Raw genomic sequence first — 19,073 nt, 5'->3', positions numbered from 1 at the left:
CCACGGCGGAGCGGGGCGCATCCATCGCGATGGTAGCCGCCGCCACCGTCAATCGCGGCCAGGAGGGCGAACGTCAGCCGGGGGCCGGGCGGGATCTGGCGTAGGCGAGCAGGGACAGGGCGCCGAGCAGGCAGGCCGCCGCCACCGCGCCCATCACCGCCGGGTAACCCGCGACCTGCGCGACCCCGGCCGCCAGCAGCGGCGCCACCGCCTTGGCGATCATGATGGGCAGTGCGAGGGCCCCGCTGAGCGACGCGTACGCGGCCGTGCCGTACCGGTCGGCCAGCAGGGCGGGGCGGGCGATCGTGGCCACCCCGAACCCCAGCCCGAACAGCACCACCGCCACGACCGCCCCGGCCGTGCTCCGCCCGACCAGCGGCAGCAGCACGGCCGCCAGCGCCTGCAGCCCGAACATGGCCGCCGTGATCAGCGCCACCGGCCAGCGCGCCTGCAGCCCGGTGGTGACCAGCCGCCCGGTCACCGAGAGCACGCCGAGCAGCCCGGCCACGCCCGCCGCGAACACGGGCGGGTGCCCGAGCACGATCAGGTACGTCACCAGCAGCACCCCCATGACCGCCACCGCGCCCGTCTGCGTCAGGAAGGCCGCCGCCAGCAGCCAGAACGGCCGCTCGCGCAGCGCCGCGCCCACGATCTCCCGCCGGCCGGCGTGCGGCGGGGCGGCCCGGTCGCGTACGGCGAGCAGGTGCAGCGGCACGGCGGTCACCGCGTAGCCGACGGCTAGGACGACCAGCGCGTGCCGCCACCCGTACAGCTCCACGAGCAGCCCCGTGAGCGGCAGGAAGATGCTGGAGGCGAAGCCCGCCACCACCGTCACCGCGAGCAGCGCCCGCGCCCTCCTGGCCGCGTCGAACCAGGCCACGATCACCGCGAACGCCGCCTCGTACAGCACCATGGCCGAGGCCACGCCCAGTACCCCGCACACGAGGTAGAGCTGCGTCACCGTGCGCACCTGCGACCAGGCCAGCACCGCCAGCGCGCCCAGCGCGGAGCCGGCCGTCATCAGCGCGCGCCCGCCGTGCCGGTCCAGCCAGCGGCCGACGAGCGGCGCCACGAGCCCGGACACCAGCACGCACAGCGTGATCGCGCCGGTGAGCTGGGCGACGCCGGCGTTCAGCTCCCGGGACATGGGCGGGATGAATACGGAGAACGCGTAATAGAGAATGCCGTATCCGGCGGTCTGAGTGATCGCGAGTGCGCCGATCATCCCCACGGGAGCCTTTGGTGCGGCCGGAGCGATCACATCATGATTCGTTCCCGCTGATATTCCGCGAATTCGGTGATAAAGGTCACTTCGTCGGCGAATAATCTCCGCGAAATGCGGATGTGGCGGCATAGCGTCGATCATGAGTTTTCGTATGTGGGGACCGGCGGCGGGCGCGGCATCGGAAGGGCGGTGGTCGAACGGCGCCTGGACGACGACAGGACCGCGGAGGCGGGCGAGGGCGGCACGCTGGAGCCCGAAGCGCGGGAATGAAAACGGTTATCACCTGGTTGCAGGGGGCATGAAGAAGAACCTGCACCCCGCCTACCGCCCCGTCGTCTTCCGCGACCCGAGCGCCGGCTTCGCCTTCCTCACCCGTTCGACCCTGACCAGCGACAAGACCACCGAGTGGGAGGACGGCAGGACCTACCCCGTCGTCGAGGTGGACGTCTCCTCCGCCAGCCATCCCTTCTACACGGGCCGCGGCCGCATCCTCGACACCGCGGGCCGCGTCGAGCGCTTCAACCAGCGCTACGGCAAGTCGCGTTGATGATCGGCCGTCACGGTGAGGCCCGTTCCGGCAAGATGTGACGCATGTTCGACTCGCCCCTGTCCGCCCGGCTGAAGAGCGCAGACCGCATCCTCGTCGCCGGCGCGGGCGGGGGCTCCGACGTGTACGCCGGGCGGCCTCCGGCGCCCAGGCGCGGGTCAAGGGCGGGCATGCCGGGGGCGGTGCCGGGGTAAAAGAGGGGCACCGGCGTGAGAGCAACTGGTGGTGCGATGAGTCTCTCCGGAAGGGAACGCCGCATTCTTGCCGAGATCGAGAGAGCCCTTGAGCGGGACGACCCCGAACTGGTCGAACGCGTCGCGGCGATCAACAGGATCGAGTCGGGCGGGGAGCTGCCGCCCCTGCCGCCGCAGGCGTACGGCGAGAGCGTGCGCGTGTGGGCGCTGACGCACGTCTGGGTCATCCTCTGGGGCGCCGCTTTAGTGATCTTCCTGCTCCTGGTCGCCGTGCTGACCACGTGATCGCGAGCCGGGCTGCCCGGCCGCGCGGCGGCGTCGCAGCACCAGCAGGTCGATGGCGGCGATGACGGCCACCGCGGCCGCGATGGCGGCCTCCCAGCGCCACACCTCCGCTCCCGTGTTCATGGCCAGGACGGCGAAGACCACCGCCGCCACGACGGCGAGCGCCAGCACGACGAGCGACAGGACGCGGCGCAGGCCCAGCGGGCTGCGCGCGGTCACCGGCTCCGTGCCCGCGCGGTTGCGCAGCCACATGATCGCCGCCCTCCTTCCACGCGCGACCGGAAACGAGGTCTCTCCAGCCCGGCCGCCCTCAGGCCAGGCATCTCAGCGCCCCGGCGATGCGCGGGTCGAGCTCGTGCGAGTCCGGCAGCCGCCCCACCGTGGCGGCCACGAACTCCGGGTACGACAGCGACGCAGTGACCCCGTCGACCGCCGCCCAGATCTGCTCGGCCGTCTGCTCCACCTGCACCTTGGCGCCCTGCTCGGCCAGCACGAACCGGCCCACCGCCACCCGCCACGACGTCCGGCCGTCGGCCTCGTCCTCGGAGACGGGCGCGCCGACGTCGTCGGCGTGGGTGGCGTACTCGGAGTCGTAGTGGAAGGCCTGCAGCCCCACCGGGTAGGGCCCCGCCATCGTGTCGAGCGTGGCGTCGGCGCCGAGCGCCCGCATGCGCTCGCGGGTCTCGCCGTTCTTGGCGCGCCACTCGGCCAGGACGTCAGCCACCGGCAGGTTCCGGCGCTCGCGTACGCACCACTCGTTGAAGTCCTCGTAGCCGCGCACGCCCTCGGCGGTCACCTGGGCCATCAGGTCCTGCACGGTCCCGTCGAGGCAGGCGTGGTTGTAGAGCTCCTCGCCCGCCAGGTGCGCCAGCACGTCGCGCACCGACCAGCCCGCGCAGCGGGAGGGCCGCCGCCAGCCGGCCTCGTCGAGCCCGGAGAAGAACCGGTCGAGCCTGGCGGCCTCGGCGTCGAAGATGTCGAAGGGGTTGAAGTCTTTGAGCAGGTCCTCGGCCATACCGGGGACGCTACCCCTCAGCTTCCGGATCTCACGACCTTGTCACCGATGGCCGACTTGACCCGGTTGTACTCCTCGGCGCAGGACGGCGCGCGCTCGGCCGGCACCCAGCCGCCCCTGGCGATCGCGTCGTACGCCTGGGGCGCGGAGCCGTAGAGCAGGCAGGCGAACGTGGCCGAGCGCTCCATTCCCGACAGGCCGTCGATGCCCGAGTGGCCGGCGAGCAGGTGGCGGGCCTCGGCGGCGGCGACCACCCGCTTGGGCCGGTCGGCCGCGAGCGTCAGCGCGGCGAACCGGTCGGCCTGCCCCTCCTCGTCGGACAGCCCGTTGAGGGTGGTCAGGGCGTGGCCGAGCTGCTGGTGGAAGAGCACGGTCAGCGCGGCGTCGGTGCGGGCGCGGGTGGTCTTCGCGTCGGCCTCCTCGGTCTGGGAGATGCCCTTGACCGTGCGGCGCACCCGGTCGACCAGCGAGTAGCACAACGTGATCCGGCGCTCGTCGTGGTCCCACCGGGCGGTGGGCGTGTCGCAGTCGCGGGCGACGACCTCGACCGGCGCGGGCAGCCGCAGCCGGGTCTTCAGCGCGCCGCTGCCCTTCAGGAGCTCCCTGGCCTGCTCGGCGCGTGGTGAGCCGGGCCGCTCATAGCGGACGGACGGCTCGGACGAAGGGGCCGCGACCAGCGTGCTCGTCATGCTCAGGACGAGGGCGATCACGGGATGCGGCATGCTGAGGCTCCTTCGGGGTTCGATCAACGCAATGGGACTGTCCATGCTGCGATTGAGTGATCGCTAAACCCCGCGAAGGGCAAAGAATCCCGGGACCGGCCCCGGAAAGCCGGAAGCCCGGCCCCGTGAAGGGGCCGGGCTCCAGGAGGATGGACTAGCGACGCCACCAGGGGCCGTAGACCCGCACGTAGTCCGTGCGGCTCTTGGTGCCCTCGAGCTCGCTGTCACCGTTGTAGACGGCGCGGAAGGTGCCGCTCTTGTACGCCTTGGTCTTGGCGTAGAACTTGCCGCGACGGTCGGTGTAGTCGGAGGCGACCCACTTCCAGGCGCTGGAGCCGTTGGCCTGGTAGTAGACGTGCACGCGCTCGCCGCGCACGCCGTCCCAGCCGCGGCGCTCCTTCTCCAGGAGGGTGCCGGAGAAGTAGATCGACTTGCCCTTGCGGACCTTGGAGGGGCCGGCGTCGAAGCGCGAGATCACCGTCGCGGCCTTGCCCTCCTCGATGTCGACCGAGAAGAACGCCGAGTCGGTGGCGACTTCCTTGCCGTCCTCGTCGAAGGCCACGGCCGTGGCCTTCCACTTGCCCTCGTAGTCGTTCTCGTTGAACCCGATGGCCCAGCGCCAGCCCTCCAGGTCCTTGGCGTCCTTGGCCCGGAAGGTGCGGAAGTTCTGCGAGGCCGGGGCCACGCTGAGCTCGACCCGCTCGACGTCGCGGCCGGCGCCCACGTTGAAGTAGGCGGTCGTCTCCGAGCCCGGCTGGACGACGACGGGGTTGGGGCTGATGTCACGGATGTAGAGCCTGGTGTCGGCCTTGGTGGCGGCCGAGGCAGCCCCCGCGCCCGACACCAGCATGGCTCCGCCGACCATGGCGGAAAGGATACCTACAGTGGTCTTCTTCATGAGGGTGCTGATTCCTCTCCCCGTATTGACTTCAGACCGGCTTCGGGGTGGCCGATCTCTCTACTACTTTGAGCCACGGGATGAGGGAAAAGTTCGCCAAAGTTACGAGAAATATTTGATCACGGGTTTAACCTGGGCTTATGCAGGAAAAATCATTTTGAAGCAGTGCCCCGTACTACAGTCTGCCGCATGACGGACCTCTACACGCTGGGCGAGCCGCTGGGGGTCGTCTCCAGTGGTCGCGTCCGCCACGAGACCGAGGCCAGGCTGGACGTCTGCGGGCCGGAGTTCACCCTCGCCGTCGCGCTGGCCCGGCTCGGCCACCGGGCAGCCTATCTGGGCAAGGTGGGCGGCGACGAGCTGGGCGCCAGGGCGCTGACCGTCCTGCGGGGCGAGGGCGTGGACGTCGCGGACGTGCGGGTGGCCGAGGGCGCGCGCACGGGGCTGCTCCTGCGCGAGTCGCGAGTGGGCCGCGAGCCCAGGGTGACGCACTACCGGGCCGGGTCGGCGGGCTCGCTCCTCTCGCCGGGCAACGTGCCCATCGACCGGATCGCGCGCGCCAAGATGCTCCACGTGACGGGCGTCACGGCGGCCCTGGGCCGGGACGCGCTGGAAGCCGTGCGCGCCGCCGTGAGCGCGGCCAGGAACGCCGGGATCGTGATCTCCTTCGCCGTCGAGTACGTCCCCGAGCTGTGGCCGTCGGTGCGCGAGGCCGAGGAGGTGCTCGGCGAGCTGGCCTGCGAGTCGCACCTGCTCTTCCTCCGCCAGGACGAGCTCGATCTGGTCAAGCCCGCCCTCACGCCCGAGCGGGAGGTCGTGGTGGACCGGGGCGCGAAGGGCGCCAGCGTGCGGGCCGACCGGATGCGGTACGACGTCGAGGGCTGGCAGGTCCCCCTGGTGGACGCCTCGGGGGCGGGGGAGGCGTTCGCGGCCGGCTACATCAGCGCCGCGCTGGACGGCCTCCTTCCCCAGGAACGCCTGCGCCGCGGCGCGCTGTTGAGCGCCGCCGCGGCGACCGGCGTCAGCGACTGGCAGGGACTGCCCACCAGGGCCGACCTCTAGGCAGGGGCCGCCCACCGGGGCCGGCCTCTGGGCAGGGGCCGCCCGGCAGAGCGGCTTCCGGGCCCGCCCGGAGCCGGGCTCCGGGCGGGGACCGCTAGTTCACGGTCAGGGTGAACGTCGAGGTCGTGTTCTTGATGTTCTGGTGGTTGCCGCTGAAGCGCAGGCCGTTGAAGGTGGCCGAGCCGATCGCCGGGCCCTGGCCGGGCTCGGGCAACTCGTTCACCCAGATGCCGAAGCCGGACTTGGCGTCGAAGGCGTCGCCGCTCTTCTGCGCCCCGCTGATCGACACGTTCGTGAAGACCGTGTCCTTGATCGGGTTCAGCGGCGTGCTCGGGTTGGAGTAGCCGGTCTGGAACATGATCCCGCTATAGGTCGGGTCCACGATGTCCAGGTTGCTGATGCGGATGCCCTGGAACACCTTCGAGGAGGAGAACAGCCACATCGCCGGGAACGTCTGCTGGCCCCAGAAGTGCCCGCCGGCCCGCACCAGCGAGATGTTGTCGAACGTGGTGGGCGGGCTGGCGCCGAAGCCGTGCATCGGGTACCCGAAGTCGAGCGAGCTGATCGTGACGCCCGAGTACACCAGCGTGTCGGCGATGTGGATGTTGCGGAACGTGTTGTCGTAGCCGCCGTACACGGCCAGGCCGGCGGCCCGCCAGGTCAGCAGCGAGGTCAGGTTCTCGTAGACGTTGCCGAACTGCTGGCCGGGGTTGTTGTCGGTGGCCGAGAACAGCGCGAAGCTGTCGTCGCCCGTGGACCTGGTCTCGATGTTGGTCACGCGGTTGCCGGTGCTGCCGTTGGTGAGGTTGAGGCCGTCGGCGAAGACGTTCCTGATCCGCGAGTTCCTGATCGTCAGGTTGTCGGTGTTGGTGCCCCACAACATGCAGATCTGGTGCTCGACCCAGAGGTCCTCAAGGGTCATGTTCGCCACGTTCGACAGGTCGAAGACCTTGCCGGGGCCGTCGATGCGCTCGACGTAGTTGCCGAAGTAGGCGAAGCTCGCGAACGTCGAGCCGTTGGCGGTGGCGTCCGCGCGGAAGCCCACGTCGGTGTTCGACTGGCCGGAGGGCGCGTGGAACCTGGTGAACCAGGGGCCGGCCCCGACCACCTTGATCGCCTTGCCGTAGACGTGGAACTTGGTGTGCGTCTGGTAGTCGCCCGCGGGCAGGTAGACGCCGGTCAGGCCGGCGTCCATGCGGGCCTTGTCGAGGGCGTTCTGCACGTCCTGGTGGGTGAACCCGGCCGGCACGGCGTACTTGGCCGGGTCCGGGTTGGCGATCGGCGTCACCTGCTCGAAGTCCACGAAGTCGATCGCGTAGGTGGTGGAGTTGGCGGCGTCCTTCTGCAGCCTGATCTTGCTGCCGGCCGGGACGGTGGTGCCGAGGAGGAGGTGCGCCTCGTCGTAAATGTGCCGGGGCGGGCCGGAGGCCGGGTTGTTGTTCGGGCTCGCCTCCGGGCCGTACAGCCAGGCGTAGCGGGAGGTCAGGTTGACGGCCTTGTGGAAGGCGCCGTTCACGTAGACGTTCAGGGTGGAGGTGATGCCGCCGCCGCCCGGCGCGTCCGGCATCGAGAAGCGGGTGACCAGGGTGTTCGTGGGCGCCCTGGTGGTGAACTCGACGTAGGCGCCGGTCTGGTTCAGGGTGACCGCGCGCCGCCCGGACGCCTCGCCGGCGACGGTGCCGATCTCCCTGCTGGGGCCGACGCGGGCCGCGCCGCCGCCGATCGCGGCGTCCTCGGCCTCGTACGTGTCGTACGGCATGTTGGCGCCGCGTCCCACGAACAGCGGCAGCGTGCTGGTGTTGTTGGCCCGCTTGACGGGCAGCTCGTTGGCGTCGGGGGCCAGCACGGTCTTGACGGTGTACTTGCCGTTGGCCGCCGTCCACGTGCCCAGGGAGACCGGGGCGGTGGTGGCGCCGGGGGCGATCGCGCCGCCGGCCGAGCCGGTCAGCGTCTTCACCACGGTGCCGGCGTCGTCGGCGACGGTGAGCGTGATGCCGTGGGAGCCGCCGCTGGAGGCCACGGTGCCCTGGTTCCTGATCGCGACCGAGAACGTCACCGGGTTGCCCGCGGCCGGGTTGCCCGGCGTCCAGGAGACGGGGGCGGCGACCAGGTCGGCGGTGTCGGCGGGCCGGACGGTGAGGGTGGCGGTGGTGGCGTTGTTGGCCTCGTTCTGCTCGGCGACCTCGCCGTCCTCGTCCACCTTGGCCGAGAGCTGGTACGTCCCCGCGTCCCTCGGCCCGATGCCGGCCGAGACGGTGGCGGAGGCGCCGGCGGCCAGCGCGCCCACGGCGGCGCTGCCCACCTTCGTGTCGCCGGCGTAGAAGGTGACCGAGGTGGCGGCGGAGGCGGCGGTGCCGGCGTTCTTCACCGTGGCCGACAGTGTCACCGCGTCGGTCTCGACGGGCGAGGCCGGCGAGGAGGTCAGGCCGGAGACGGTGAGGTCGGGGTTGGGGGCGGGGGTGCCGAGGATCTGCAGTTCGGCGACCTGGCCGCTGGGGGCGCCGGTGTTGGCGGTGAAGCGCAGTTGCACGTCGGCGGCCTTGCCGGTGACCGGGATGGTGACGGTGTTGCCGGTGGCGGGGTCGAAGGTGTGGGTGGCCTGGGCGGCCAGGGTGGTGTAGGTGGTGGTGTTCTGGGTGCGGCCGAGGATCTGGAGGGTCTGGGTGCGGCGGGTCCAGGCGGGGTCGGGGTTGAGTTTGACGGTGACGGAGGTCAGGTCGGCGTCGGCGCCGAGGTGGGTGGTGAGGGTGGCGGGGTAGGCGCCGCCTTCCCAGTAGGTGTTCAGGTTGCCGTCGTTGGCGTGGGCGGGGACGTAGGTGTGGGTGTGGCCGGAGGCGGTCACGGTCTTGCCGGTGGCCAGGTTGGTGCCGCCGGGGGTGTCGGGGGCGGTGCCCCAGGCTTCGAGTTCGGACAGCTGGGCGGCGGGCCAGGCGCTGTTGGCGGTGATGTGGACGCGCAGGTGGCGGGTGGTGGTGGCGGGGAAGGTGAGGGTGGCGGCGGGGTTGAGGGCGTGGGTGGCGGAGGCGGTGATGGTGGTGAAGGCGGTGCCGTTGGTGCTGCCCTGGAGGGTGAGGGTCTGGGTGCGGCTGGGCCAGCCGGTGGGCAGTTTGAGCACGACCCGGGTCAGGGTGGCGGTGGCGCCGAGGTCGACCTGGATCCATTGGGGGAAGGCATGATTGGCCGATTCCCAGTAGGTGGCCTGGTTGCCGTCGGTGACGTGGGCGGGGCGGTAGACGTCGGTGTGGCTGGAGGCGGTGGCGGGTTTGCCCGCGGCCAGGTTCGTCTCGGCCGCGGCCTGGGCGACGGCCTGGGTGGCGGCCTGGGCGGGCGGTGGCGGCGCGGCGAGGAATCCGGTGAGTAACGCAAGGGCGGCTAGCAGAGCTCTCATGGGGGTGGCCCTTCGGGTAAGGCGGATGGCCGAACCATAAGATGTCCGATAGATGGCCGCAATATTTCGACGACATTTCGCAAACCATCGACTGGCTTCGATCACGTCCTGTCCCGTCTCCCTGCTGGTCAGAGAGCGGAAAGGCGCGGGAAGCCCGTCGCGGCGGGGCGCAAGGCCCGACGTTCGATCGACGTAAGCCGTTGCAAGCGGTTGCGCGGAAGGCCGTATAGTTTGCGCATGACGCGACGACTCGCAGAGGTGGCCAAGAAGGTCGGAGTGAGCGAGGCGACCGTGAGCCGCGTGCTCAACGGCAAGCCCGGGGTGTCCGACGCGACCCGCGAGGCCGTGCTGACGGCGCTCGACGTGCTCGGCTACGAGCGGCCCACCCAGCTGCGCGGCGACCGCGCCCGGCTGGTCGGCCTGGTGCTGCCCGAGCTGCAGAACCCGATCTTCCCCGCCTTCGCGGAAGTGGTCGGCGGCGCGCTGGCGCAGCAGGGCTTCACCTCCGTGCTGTGCACCCGCACGGTGGGCGGCGTCTCGGAGGCCGACTACGTGGACCTGCTGCTCCAGCAGCAGGTCAGCGGTGTGGTCTTCGCCGGCGGGCTCTACGCGCAGGCCGACGCCTCCCACGGCCACTACGAGCTGCTGCACGAGCGCAAGCTGCCCACGGTCCTGGTCAACGCCGCGGTTCAGCGCCTCGACTTCCCGCAGGTGTCGTGCGACGACGTGGTGGCGGCGGAGATGGCCGTCGCCCACCTGCGCGCGCTCGGGCACGAGCGGATCGGCATGGTGCTCGGGCCCAAGGACCACATGCCCTCGCGGCGCAAGCTGGAGACCTTCCAGGCGCAGGGGGGTGATGTCGAGCTGGTGGAGCACACGATGTTCTCGCTGGAGGGCGGGCACGCCGCCGCGGCGCGGCTGGTCAGGCGCGGGGTGACGGGCGTGATCTGCGCGAGCGACCTGCTCGCGCTGGGCACGGTCCGGGCCGCCCGGCGGGCCGGGCTGGCGGTGCCCGCGGACGTGTCGGTCATCGGGTTCGACGACTCGGCGCTGATGAACTGCACCGAGCCGCCGCTCACCACCGTCCGCCAGCCGATCGACGCGATGGGGCGGGCGGCGGTGGACCTGCTGGTGGCCCAGATCGACAAGGCCGTGGTGCCGGCGGACGAGCTGCTGTTCGAGCCGGAGCTGGTGGTGCGCGCCTCCACGGCGCGCGCCCGGACCTGATGGTCATCCTTTACGCTCCGACGTGGCCCGCCACCCGCCGCACTCCGGCGGGCGGCCCTCCAGGAAACGCCCGCTGACCCTTCACCGGTGACCCGCCGCGACGCGAGCCCACGTTGCCCGGCGTCCGGCGCCGCGCACGTGCCGGTCACCCCGCCCGCCCTGTATCGCGAGGTAGACCCACCTCCACCTGACGGCGTAACTCAGTCGTTATCTTGCAATGTGAAGTTGAAATATTGCGCAGATTGGTCGCTGATCCTATGGTGTGGGCACCTCGCATTCAGAAGGGTCAGACCATGCAGAGATCCACCGGACTCTTGCTCGTAACCGCCCTGAGCCTCACAGCCACGGCGGCCTGCGGCTCGGGCGAGCCCGCCACCCCGTCCGCCTCCGGCGGCGCCAAGGCCGTGTCGATCACGGTGGCCTGCCAGCCGGCGAAGTCCGCGCCGAAGGAGCGGCAGGCCTGGGACGACGACGTGGCCACGTTCATGAAGGAACATCCCGGCGTGACGGTCAAGAGCACGGACCAGCAGCCGTGTTTCGACCCCAAGACGTTCGGCCCCAAGCTGGCCGGTGGCCAGATGGAGACGGCGTTCGTGGTGCCCGTGACCAACTACGCCGACGTGATCGCCAAGGGCCAGGCGCTCGACATCACGCCGTACACCAGCGTGATCAAGAACTGGAACGACCTGCGCGCCGACCACAAGGAACTGGTCACCAAGGACGGCAAGGTCTACGGCGTGCCGAACGTGCACTACAGCGTCGGCCTGGTCTACAACCGCGCCCTGTTCACCAAGGCCGGGCTCGACCCCGACAACCCGCCCAAGACCTGGGCCGAGGTCCGCGAGGCGGCCAAGAAGATCGCCGGGATCGGCCCCGGGTACGTCGGCTTCGGCGAGTACTCCGGCGGCAACACCGGCGGCTGGCACTTCACCCAGGCCATCTACGGCCGCGGCGGCGACATCCTGACCCCCGACAACAAGAAGGCCGCCTTCAACTCCCCCGAGGGCAAGGCCGTGCTGCAGACCCTGCACGACATGCGCTGGGTGGACAACAGCATGGGCACGAAGCTGCTGGTCGGCTGGGAGTCGCTGATGGTCGCCATGGGCAGCGGCAAGGTCGGCATGATGCTCGGCGCGCCCGACGTGGTCACCGACGTGGTCAACAAGTTCAAGGGCAACGTCGCCGACTACGGCATCACCGGCTTCCCCGAGGCCAAGGCGTCGCTGAGCGGCGGCGAGGCGTTCATGATCAACCCGAAGGCGACGCCCGAGGAGGCCAAGGCGGCGCTCGCGTGGATCGACTTCCGCTTCAACACCGTCGGCAAGGGCCGCTTCGACTTCGCCCGCGGCAAGAGCATCGGCAACCCCGTCGGCGTGCCCGACAACGCCGTCTACGGCGACTCGCCCACCGGGCAGGCCCTCCAGGCCGACCGGGTGAAGAACGCCACCCTGCCGGTCGCCAACTACGAGTCCTACGTCCAGGCCGCCGGCACGATCCCGCCCAAGGCCGAGCCGATGCACGCCCAGGAGCTGTACGCCATCCTCGACGTGCCCATGTCGGGCGTGCTGAGCCGTAAGGACGCCGGCATCGACCAGCTCCTCGCGGACGCCGAGACGAAGGCGAACTCGATGCTGGCGGCCAAGGGCTGACCTCCATGTCATTCCTGAGGCGCAATCTGACGGCCTACGGGTTCTTGTGCGGGGCGCTGTTCTGCTTCACGGTGTTCGCCTGGTATCCGATGGTCAGGGAGTTCATCCTGAGCTTCCAGCGGACCGACCTGATCAACGAGCCGACCTGGGTGGGCCTGGACAACTTCACGAACGCGATCCAGGACCCGGCCTTCGGCGAGGCCTGGCTGAACACCCTGGAGTTCACGTTCCTCGCGCTGGTGTGCGGCTACGCCGTGCCGTTCGTCGTCGCGCTCGTGCTGAACGAGCTGCGCCACGCCCGGGCCTACCTGCGGTTCGTCGTCTACCTGCCGGTCATGCTGCCGCCGATCGTCGCGGTGCTGCTGTTCCGGTGGTTCTACGACCCGGGGCCCGGGCTGTTCAACCAGGTGCTCGACGCCTTCGGCCTGCCGCCGTCGGCCTGGCTCGACAGCTCCTCCACGGCGCTGATCTCGCTGGTCATCGTCTCGACGTGGATGAACATGGGCAGCGCGACCCTGATCTACCTGGCCGCGCTGCAGAACATCCCGCCCGAGCTGTACGAGGCCGCCGAGCTCGACGGGGCCGGCATCTTCAAGCGGATCAGGCACGTCACCATCCCGCAGACGCGGCTCATCCTGCTCCTCATGCTGATGCTGCAGATCGTGGCCACCATGCAGGTGTTCATCGAGCCGTACATGCTCACCGGCGGCGGGCCGGAGAACTCCACCGTCACCGTCGCGTACCTGATGTTCCAGAACGCGTTCACGCTGCAGGACTACGGGTCGGCAGGGGCGCTCGGCATGATGCTCATGATCGTGCTGCTCGTCTTCGCCGCCTTCCAGCTCCGGCTGACCAGGGAGGACAAGGCATGATTTCCGTCGGCGCCCGGGCCTCGGCCGGGCGGGGGCGGGGCAGGAAGAGGTCGCCGAAGCCGATCGAGGTGCAGTTCCGCACGATCGTCTCCCCGCACCAGCTCAACAGCCCCTGGGGCAGGCGCGTCTACTGGCTCGTGCTGGTCGCGGTGCTCGTGCTGTTCACGCTGGCCTTCGTCTTCCCGCTCTACTGGATGGCCACCGGCGCGCTCAAGACGCCGGAGGAGCTGGCGCAGATGCCGCCCACGCTCTTCCCCGCCGACCCGACGCCCGAGGCGTTCTTCGAGGCGTGGGACCTGTTCGACATCGGCACGCTGCTGGTCAACACCGTCTACTACTCGCTGGGCGGCTGGGTCGTCTGCATGGCCGTGGACGTGTCGGCGGCGTACGCGCTGTCGAAGCTGCGGCCGGCGTTCGGCAACGTCATCCTCGGCATGATGCTGGCCACGCTGATGATCCCGGCGATGGTCGTGCTCATCCCGCTCTACGTCACGGTCGTGGACCTCGGCCTGCTCAACAACCCGTGGGCGCTGTGGCTGCCCGCGGCGGCCAACGGCTTCAACATCTTCCTGCTCAAGCGCTTCTTCGACTCGATACCCCGGGAGCTGATCGAGGCGGCGCAGATCGACGGCGCCGGCCCGGTGCGCGTGCTGCGCTCGGTGGTGCTGCCCATCTCCAGGCCCATCCTCGGCGTGGTGTCGATCTTCACGATCGTCACCTCGTTCAAGGACTTCGTCTGGCCGCTGCTCGTCATGACCGACAGCGACAAGATGACGATCAGCGTCGGCCTGTCGCAGACGGCCGGGGCCGTCACCCAGAACCAGGTCATGGGCGGCCTGCTGATCACCAGCATCCCCATGGTCATCGTCTTCTTCATCTTCCAACGACACATCATGGCGGGGCTCACCGCCGGAAGCATCAAGGGATAACCGCATGTCGAAAACGTGGTGGCGGGGGGCCGCGATCTACCAGGTCTACCTGCGCAGTTTCGCCGACGGCAACGGCGACGGCGTCGGAGACCTGGCCGGGCTGCGCTCCCGCCTGCCGTATCTGAAAGAGCTGGGCATCGACGCCATCTGGCTCAACCCGTGGTACCCGTCGCCGATGGCGGACGGCGGCTACGACGTGGCCGACTACCGGGACATCGAGCCGGTCTTCGGCACGCTCGCCGAGGCGGAGCGGTTCATCGAGGAGGCGCACGACCTCGACATCAAGGTCATCATCGACGTCGTGCCGAACCACAGCTCCACCGAGAGCGCCTGGTTCAAGGAGGCCCTGGCCGACCCGGCCGCGCGGGACCGCTTCTGGTTCGCCGACGAGCCGCTCAACGACTGGCAGTCGATCTTCGGCGGCCCGGCGTGGACCCAGGTCCCCGACGGGCAGTGGTACCTGCACCTGTTCGCCCCCGAACAGCCCGACTTCAACTGGGCCAACCCCGACGTGCACCGGGAGTTCGAGGAGGTGCTGCGCTTCTGGTTCGAGCGCGGCGTGGACGGCTTCCGCATCGACTCCGCGGCCCTGCTGTTCAAGGACGACCACGGCTATGAAGACCTCGACGAGGTCCACGACGTCTACCGCCGGTGGCGCGAGGTGGCCGACGAGTACGGCGAGCGCGTCCTGATCGGGGAGGTCTGGCTCCCCGACCAGGAGCGTTTCGCCCGCTACCTGCGCCCCGACGAGCTGCACACGGCCTTCAACTTCGACTTCCTGTCCTGCGCCTGGGACCCGGCCGACCTGCGCAGGTCGATCGACCTGACGCTGGCCACGCACACCCCCATCGGCGCCCCGCCGACGTGGGTGCTGTCCAACCACGACGTCACCAGGCCCGTCACCCGGTACGGCCGCGCCGACACCACCTTCGCGCACGGGGGCGCCCTTCACGGCACCCCCTCCGACCTGGAGCTCGGCTACCGCCGCGCCCGCGCGGCGGCCCTGCTGGCCATGGCGCTGCCCGGCTCGGTCTACGTCTACCAGGGCGAGGAGCTGGGCCTGCCGGAGGTGGAGGACCTGCCCGACGAGGTCCGCCAGGACCCCATGTACGCCCGCTCCGGCGGCACGAACCCGGGCCGCGACGGCTGCCGCATCCCGCTGCCGTGGTCGGGCGAGGAGCCGCCGTTCGGCTTCGGCACGGGCACGCCCTGGCTGCCGCAGCCGGAGGGGTGGCGCAAGCTGACGGCCGAGGCGCAGCGTACGGACCTGGGCTCGATGCTCAACCTCTACCGCACCGCCCTCGGGCTGCGCAGGGAGCTGCTCGGCGACGGGACGATGACCTGGCTGCCGCTGGGGGAGGAGGTGCTGGCCTTCACCCGCGACTCGGGCCTGACCTGCGTCACCAACCTGGGCGCCGGCCCGGTGCCGCTGCCCGCCGGCGAGCTGCTGCTGGCCAGCGGCCCGATCGAGGACGGCCTCCTGCCCGCCGACACCACGGCCTGGTTGTCGGCGCCCTGACACGGGGTCGCCCCGCCACGGGACCGACGGCCCCCGGGGCGGGGCGGGGCGGCCTCCGCCCGCCCCGGGATCGACGGTTCCCAAGGCGGGACGGCCGCCGCCCGCCCCGAGATCGACGGTTCTCGGGACGGGGACGGCCTCCCTCAGGACAGGGTTACGATCGCGGGATGGCACGGCTGCGCAGGACGCCCCCGCACGAGCTGGACCCGGAGGCCCGGGCGCTCTACGACAAGATCACCTCGGGCCCGCGCGGCCGGTTCATGGTCGACGGGGCGGGCGGCCTCACGGGGCCGTTCAACGCGATGCTGCTCAGCCCGGCCGTCGGCGACCCGCTCCAGGAGCTGGGCGCCGCCGTCCGCTACCGCTCCCGCTTGACCGACCGGGCGCGGGAGCTGGCGATCCTGGTGGTGGCGGGCCACCACGACAGCGCCTTCGAGCAGGCGGCCCACGAGCCGATCGCCCGCACGCTGGGCTTCACCGAGGAGCAGCTCCGGGCGCTCCGCGAGGGCGCGCCCCTGGCCCTGGCCGACCCCGGCGAGGCGGCGGTGCTCCGCGTGACCCGCGCCCTGGTCGCCGACGGCGACCTGGACGACGAGGAGTACGCGGCGCTCGGGGAGCGGGAGCTGTTCGAGCTGACCACGCTGGTGGGCTACTACGCGACGCTCGCGCTCCAGCTCCGCGTCTTCCGCGTGCGACCGTCCGGCCCGGACCCCGCACCCTGACCCACCCGGAGCCCGCACCCTGATCCGCCCGGCCACCCCGTCGCGCCACGGGAGGCCATCACCCGGCCCGCCGCCTCCGCACCGGCCCCGGGTCAGGATGTGGCACGTGCGTACGGGGCGGCGGGCTGGGGGCCGGTTCCCTCGTGGGCGGCGATCCAGGAGTCGTGCAGCCACATCTGGGTGCCTCGGCGGCCTTGGCCCGAATCCCAGGCGATGTCACGTTCGTAGGTCATCACGGTCTCGTCCGGGCCGACGATCACCCAGGTGTAGAGCCCGTTGTCGTGGCGGGTCTTCACCTTGGTGCCGGAGATCGTCTCCGTGGTGCCGTCGGGACGGGTCACGGTCTCGTCGTGTCGCGCCACCCAGTTGACGGTGAGCCCCTTGGCGTGGTCGGGGGCGACCTGCCGCAGGAAGCGCAGGGCGATCTCCTCGGCGCGGCGGGGGCTGCTGAGCGGGCCGTCGAGGGCCTGCTGGAGGCGGGTGAAGCCGAGGATCGTGCCGTCGGCGTCGAGGACGACGCTGGCGTGGGGGCCGCCGAGGCGGTGACCGCCGGGCTGGTGGCGGATCACGGTGACGTCGCGGCCGTCGTGCCGCTCCTCGCGGACGCCGACGATCGGCCAGCCGGCGGGGACGCGGAGGCCGGTGCCGTTCAGCGCGGCGGCCTCCAGGCGCCGGGCGCGGCTCACGTCCGCGGCCGGCGGCTCGACGGCCGCGGTGTCCTGTCCGGCGTGGGTGGTCGTGGCCGGCATGGGCGTCTCCTCATGGCTGGTGGGGGCGGGTCCGGCAGCCGCCGGGGGGACGGTGTCGGCGGAGGAGACCGCCAGGGCTCCTCCGGAGGTGGCGAGGACCGCGACGGCGATCCCGGCGAGGGCGGCGGCGTTGAGTCGTGGCATGGGTCAACTCCTCGATCGGTGGTACGGGACAGGTCATCGGCGCAGGCCGGAGGCGCGGGACGCGTGAACGGCGAGCCCGGCGGCGAGGTACAGCGCGGACACGATGCCGAGCGCCCCGCCGAAGCCGCCCGGCAGTTCGGTGACGTAGGAGCCCAGCCCGGCGCCGAGGAAGAGCACGAATCCGTTGACCGCCATTCCGACGCCGCGGGCGGGCTGCGCGGCCTCGCCCCACAGCGCGATCATCGTGGGGACGAGGACGGCGACCCCGGCGACGAAGACGACACTGGCGGCCACGAGGCCCGGGAGCGACCCACCGAGCATGCTCTCGGCCGCCAGCCCGGCGGAGGCCAGGACGAAGCCGGTGAGCGCGGTACGCCGCGGGCCGAGGCGAACGGCCAGCGGGCCGGCGAGGAGCGAGCAGAGCATCGCGGGCAGGGCGGCGGCTCGTACGAGCATGATGTCGGCCGAGGTGAGACCGGCCAGGGCCAGGTGCGGGCCGAGCAGGCTGTACATCCCCACGAATCCGCCCAGCACGACCAGATGTCCGAGGGCGAGGAGCAGGGAGCGGGGCCGGAGCGCGAATCGTACGAGACCGGCGTAACGGGCGGGCAGGGGCAGGCGGGGCCGGTCCGCGGCGGGCTCGCGGATGACGGCGAAGGACGCCGCGGTGAGGGCGGCGAGCAGGAGGCCGCTGAGGGAGAAGGTGCCGCGCCACCCGGCGACGGCCGCGGTGGCGGTGGCGGCGAGCTGGCCGAGGATGCCCGCGGTGAGGAAGGCGACCGAGAGGGCGCCGATGGCGGCGGCCCGCCGCCCGGGGGGCAGCGCCTCGCCGAGGTACGCCAGGGCGGTCGGCGCGAATGTGGCGGCAGCCAGCCCTTGCACGGCTCGTAAGACGGCGAGGGCGCCCGTCGAAGGGGCGAGGCTCACCGCGAATGTCGCGATCGTGAGGATCAACAGGCCGTACACCAGGATGCGCCGGCGTCCGTAGTGGTCCGACAGCGGCCCGTAGATCAGGAAGCCCAGCGCGTACGCGAACGAGTAGCCGGCGGCGAGCGCGGCCGTCGCGCCGGCGGGACCGAGGTCGGCGGCCACGGGCTGGTGCAGCGGGATGGACACGTAGAGCTGCGCGAGCACGACCAGCGCGGTGGCGGCCAGGAGGGGAACGGCGCCCGCCGGAGGGGCGGCAGGTCCGGCCACGAGTGTGCGCGGCGCGCTCCGGGTGATGGACATGGGATTCAGATCTCCAACTCCAACGTTTGGGTTGGAATTCACTCTAGCGCGCCCTCGGCAAATTGCAACGCTAGCGTTGGATATGCTTCCCGGCATGGCCTGGAACACCGCCGAGACCAAACGCCGGCTCAAGGAGTCCGCGGTCGCCGAGTTCGCCGCGCACGGCCCGGGTGGCACCACCATGGAGCGCATCGCCCGCCGGGCCGGCGTCAACAAGGAGCGCCTGTACACCTACTTCGGCGACAAGTCCCAGCTCTTCGCCACGGTGCTCGCCGACGAGCTGAACAAGGTCGCGGCCGCCGTGCCGCTGGAGCACCTGGACGGGCCGGAAGCCGTCGCCGCGTACGCCGCCGCCGTGTACGACTACCACGCCGAGCACCCCGAGCTGACCCGGCTGCTGCTCTGGGAGGGCCTGCTCGACCTGCCGGAAGTGCCCGACGAGGAAACCCGTACGGACTACTACCGCACCAAGGTCGCGGCGTTCGCCCGGGCCCAGCGGGCGAACCTGATCAGCGACGACCTGCCGGCCGCCGACCTCGCCTTCCTCATCCTGGCCCTGGCGGGCTGGTGGTACGCGGTCCCCCAGATGGCCCGCATGATGCACGCCGACGAACCGGCCACCCCGGACACGGCCAGAGCGGGGCTCATGCGCGCCGCCATGAAGCTGGCCGCCCCCAAGGCGTGACCCCGCTCCCC

Annotated in this window: 19 protein-coding genes; 11 read left to right on the top strand and 8 right to left on the bottom strand. The window is 71.2% G+C overall.

Features of this window, described 5'->3' with window-relative positions:
- Positions 1-73: 73 nt before the first annotated feature.
- Positions 74-1,225 carry an MFS transporter gene (locus IO39_RS04880; protein ID WP_043616822.1) on the bottom strand — a complete coding sequence of 384 codons (1,152 nt, stop codon included), beginning with the start codon at positions 1,223-1,225 and terminating at the stop codon, positions 74-76.
- Positions 1,226-1,523: 298 nt separating this feature from the next.
- On the opposite strand from IO39_RS04880, the gene IO39_RS04875 reads away from it, so the two are divergent.
- Genes IO39_RS04875 through IO39_RS04870 form a run of 3 tightly spaced genes read left to right on the top strand, consistent with a single transcriptional unit; the run spans position 1,524 to position 2,251 of the window.
- Positions 1,524-1,772, top strand: a complete 249-nt coding sequence (locus tag IO39_RS04875) for a type B 50S ribosomal protein L31 (RefSeq protein ID WP_043616508.1) — start codon at positions 1,524-1,526, stop codon at positions 1,770-1,772.
- Between the two features lie 44 nt (positions 1,773-1,816).
- A complete protein-coding gene (locus IO39_RS54100) occupies positions 1,817-1,966 on the top strand; it encodes a hypothetical protein (RefSeq protein WP_157547893.1) in 150 nt (49 codons plus the stop codon).
- Between the two features lie 36 nt (positions 1,967-2,002).
- The gene (locus IO39_RS04870) at positions 2,003-2,251 is read left to right on the top strand and encodes a DUF3040 domain-containing protein (protein WP_043616504.1); all 249 of its coding nucleotides are present in this window, start codon (positions 2,003-2,005) and stop codon (positions 2,249-2,251) included.
- Here IO39_RS04870 and IO39_RS04865 read toward each other — a convergent pair.
- The 4 genes from IO39_RS04865 to IO39_RS04850 form a co-directional block, all read right to left on the bottom strand.
- Entirely contained in the window at positions 2,210-2,503 is a 294-nt protein-coding gene (locus IO39_RS04865) for a DUF6343 family protein (protein ID WP_052422445.1), read from the bottom strand. The two genes, IO39_RS04870 and IO39_RS04865, sit on opposite strands and share 42 nt — an antisense overlap.
- Positions 2,504-2,561: 58 nt before the next feature.
- Positions 2,562-3,266: a maleylpyruvate isomerase family mycothiol-dependent enzyme gene (locus tag IO39_RS04860; protein WP_043616500.1), complete on the bottom strand. Its 705-nt coding sequence runs from the start codon at positions 3,264-3,266 to the stop codon at positions 2,562-2,564.
- A gap of 17 nt (positions 3,267-3,283) precedes the next feature.
- Positions 3,284-3,988: a DUF4344 domain-containing metallopeptidase gene (locus tag IO39_RS04855; protein ID WP_043616496.1), complete on the bottom strand. Its 705-nt coding sequence runs from the start codon at positions 3,986-3,988 to the stop codon at positions 3,284-3,286.
- Between the two features lie 154 nt (positions 3,989-4,142).
- The gene (locus tag IO39_RS04850) at positions 4,143-4,853 is read right to left on the bottom strand and encodes a hypothetical protein (RefSeq protein WP_043616494.1); all 711 of its coding nucleotides are present in this window, start codon (positions 4,851-4,853) and stop codon (positions 4,143-4,145) included.
- Between the two features lie 222 nt (positions 4,854-5,075).
- Here IO39_RS04850 and IO39_RS04845 point away from each other — a divergent pair, with 222 nt between their 5' ends.
- A complete protein-coding gene (locus IO39_RS04845) occupies positions 5,076-5,948 on the top strand; it encodes a sugar kinase (RefSeq protein ID WP_043616491.1) in 873 nt (290 codons plus the stop codon).
- Positions 5,949-6,042: 94 nt separating this feature from the next.
- Here the strand turns inward: IO39_RS04845 and IO39_RS04840 are convergent, their stop codons facing one another.
- The gene (locus tag IO39_RS04840; RefSeq protein WP_043616487.1) at positions 6,043-9,336 is read right to left on the bottom strand and encodes a discoidin domain-containing protein; all 3,294 of its coding nucleotides are present in this window, start codon (positions 9,334-9,336) and stop codon (positions 6,043-6,045) included.
- A 237-nt stretch (positions 9,337-9,573) separates the two neighbouring features.
- Between IO39_RS04840 and IO39_RS04835 the strand changes: the two genes are divergently transcribed.
- The 6 genes from IO39_RS04835 to IO39_RS04810 all read left to right on the top strand — a co-directional run bounded on the left by IO39_RS04835 (position 9,574) and on the right by IO39_RS04810 (position 16,254).
- A complete protein-coding gene (locus IO39_RS04835) occupies positions 9,574-10,563 on the top strand; it encodes a LacI family DNA-binding transcriptional regulator (protein ID WP_043616485.1) in 990 nt (329 codons plus the stop codon).
- Positions 10,564-10,877: 314 nt separating this feature from the next.
- Positions 10,878-12,212 (top strand): ABC transporter substrate-binding protein, encoded by a 1,335-nt coding sequence (locus IO39_RS04830; protein ID WP_245641813.1) that lies wholly within the window; start codon positions 10,878-10,880, stop codon positions 12,210-12,212.
- Positions 12,213-12,217: 5 nt separating this feature from the next.
- Positions 12,218-13,084: a carbohydrate ABC transporter permease gene (locus IO39_RS04825; protein WP_043616480.1), complete on the top strand. Its 867-nt coding sequence runs from the start codon at positions 12,218-12,220 to the stop codon at positions 13,082-13,084.
- On the top strand, positions 13,081-14,013 hold the full coding sequence (locus IO39_RS04820; protein ID WP_043616477.1) for a carbohydrate ABC transporter permease: 933 nt from the start codon (positions 13,081-13,083) through the stop codon (positions 14,011-14,013). The genes IO39_RS04825 and IO39_RS04820 overlap by 4 nt, the downstream gene beginning before the upstream one ends.
- A 4-nt stretch (positions 14,014-14,017) precedes the next feature.
- Positions 14,018-15,532, top strand: coding sequence for a glycoside hydrolase family 13 protein (locus IO39_RS04815; RefSeq protein ID WP_043616475.1), 1,515 nt, complete (start codon positions 14,018-14,020; stop codon positions 15,530-15,532).
- A 167-nt stretch (positions 15,533-15,699) separates the two neighbouring features.
- Positions 15,700-16,254, top strand: a complete 555-nt coding sequence (locus tag IO39_RS04810) for a carboxymuconolactone decarboxylase family protein (RefSeq protein WP_043616471.1) — start codon at positions 15,700-15,702, stop codon at positions 16,252-16,254.
- A 92-nt stretch (positions 16,255-16,346) separates the two neighbouring features.
- Here IO39_RS04810 and IO39_RS04805 read toward each other — a convergent pair whose 3' ends face one another.
- Together IO39_RS04805 and IO39_RS04800 are read right to left on the bottom strand one after the other, a co-directional pair.
- Entirely contained in the window at positions 16,347-17,147 is an 801-nt protein-coding gene (locus IO39_RS04805) for a hypothetical protein (RefSeq protein WP_052422444.1), read from the bottom strand.
- A gap of 33 nt (positions 17,148-17,180) precedes the next feature.
- Entirely contained in the window at positions 17,181-18,377 is a 1,197-nt protein-coding gene (locus tag IO39_RS04800) for an MFS transporter (RefSeq protein WP_052422443.1), read from the bottom strand.
- A 94-nt stretch (positions 18,378-18,471) separates the two neighbouring features.
- Here IO39_RS04800 and IO39_RS04795 point away from each other — a divergent pair, with 94 nt between their 5' ends.
- Positions 18,472-19,062, top strand: coding sequence for a TetR/AcrR family transcriptional regulator (locus tag IO39_RS04795; RefSeq protein WP_043616468.1), 591 nt, complete (start codon positions 18,472-18,474; stop codon positions 19,060-19,062).
- Positions 19,063-19,073: the final 11 nt, after the last annotated feature.

The organism is Nonomuraea candida, from assembly GCF_000725485.1.
In the GTDB taxonomy this organism is placed as follows: Bacteria; Actinomycetota; Actinomycetes; order Streptosporangiales; family Streptosporangiaceae; genus Nonomuraea; species Nonomuraea candida.
The sequence above is the reverse complement of the archived record's forward strand: the minus strand, read 5'-3'. Positions and strand labels throughout refer to the sequence as shown.